Origin of the sequence: Micromonospora sp. NPDC005299 (genome assembly GCF_042872345.1) — a bacterium.
In the GTDB taxonomy this organism is placed as follows: Bacteria; Actinomycetota; Actinomycetes; order Mycobacteriales; family Micromonosporaceae; genus Micromonospora.
In genome coordinates, this window is the sequence record NZ_JBIAKG010000040.1 from 1 (window position 1) to 1,393 (window position 1,393).

The 1,393-nt window shown below is 68.0% G+C and carries 1 protein-coding gene; it reads left to right on the forward strand.

Features of this window, described 5'->3' with window-relative positions; translation table 11 throughout:
- The first annotated feature begins 293 nt into the window (after nt 1-293).
- On the forward strand, nt 294-1,343 hold the full coding sequence (locus tag ACFYPD_RS34065) for an IS110 family transposase (RefSeq protein ID WP_387122915.1): 1,050 nt from the start codon (nt 294-296) through the stop codon (nt 1,341-1,343).
- Nucleotides 1,344-1,393: the final 50 nt, after the last annotated feature.

The window sequence follows — 1,393 nt, forward strand, 5'->3', positions numbered from 1 at the left end:
GGTCTTGGGAATCTACGGATCTGTGAGTGTCACGTCTGGCGGTTCTGGGTGGACTGCCGTCAGGATCAGTGCCGGTGTTGTCGGGTGACTCGCTACGGATTTGGCCGCGGAGCTGCGTGCTCTTCTTCTGACTTGTCCTCGGCAGCGCCGGCACCGGCCTGGCCCACCGGGTTGGCTTGATAAGAAGCCTGTCCGCGCTGCAACGCGTGACTCCTCACAGATGTGCCGCTCGATGACTCCACCCAGGCCGGCGCCGAGCCCTGGCCCCATGCCTGGAAGGAGACCGAGGCCGTATGCCCATGCTGGCAGACGTCGTAGATGCCGTCATCGGCGGCGACACCCACCGCGATACCCATGCCCTGGAGCTGACTGCGCCGAGCGGCGTGCACATCGCCACGTTGAGCATCACCAACGACGAGGCCGGTTTCACCGAAGCGCTGGCCTGGATCGGCGAGCACGCCCCGGGCCCACGGGTCGTTGTCGCGTTGGAGGGCACCCGCAGCTACGGGATCGGGCTGGCGCGGGCGCTGGCCGCGGCGGGGCTAATGGTGGTGGAGGTCGAACGTCCACGCCGGGTCGAGCGGCGGCGGGGCAAGTCTGATCCGATCGATGCTCGGCTGGCCGCGCTGCACGCCCTACGCCTGGACGCCCAGAGGCTGCCGACGCCGCGGGCTGACGGCGATCGGGAGGCATTACGGATTCTGCTCAGTGCTCGGCGGGAGATGGTCGCCACCAGGACACGGACCGTGAATCGTCTGCGTGCGCTGCTACTGACCGGAGACGAGGCGGACCGAACGTTGTCTCGCGGCTCGCTGACCTGCGAACGGTTGACCCACATCGCTCGCCGTCGTGGCCCCCGCGACCAGACCCGTGAACAGGCGGTGCGCCGCGCCGAAGCACGCCGCCTGGCCCTGGCGGTCCGCGCCGTGGGTCGAGACCTTGCCGACAACAAGGCCCAACTCGCCAACCTGGTTGCCGACCTCGCACCCGATCTGCTGGCCAAGCATGGTGTGGGTCCCGTCAGCGCGGCCCAGGCCATCGTGTCTTGGTCTCATCCCGGTCGCTGCCGAAACGAAGCCGCCTACGCCGCGCTTGCTGGTGCCAGCCCGATCCCGGCCAGCAGCGGCCGGATCGTGCGTCACCGCCTCAACCGCGGCGGCGACCGTGCCCTCAACCGAGCCCTACACGACATCCTGCTCACACGATGGCGCACCTGTCCCCGCACCCAGGCATACGTGACCCGCCGCCGATCGGAAGGCAAATCCGACCCCGAAATCCGCCGCTGTCTCAAGCGCTACATCGCCCGCGAGCTCTACCGCAGCCTCAACATGGCTGCCGCTTGACAAACATAGAAGCGTCAGAAGGTTAGGGGTTCGAGTCCCTTCGGGCGCAC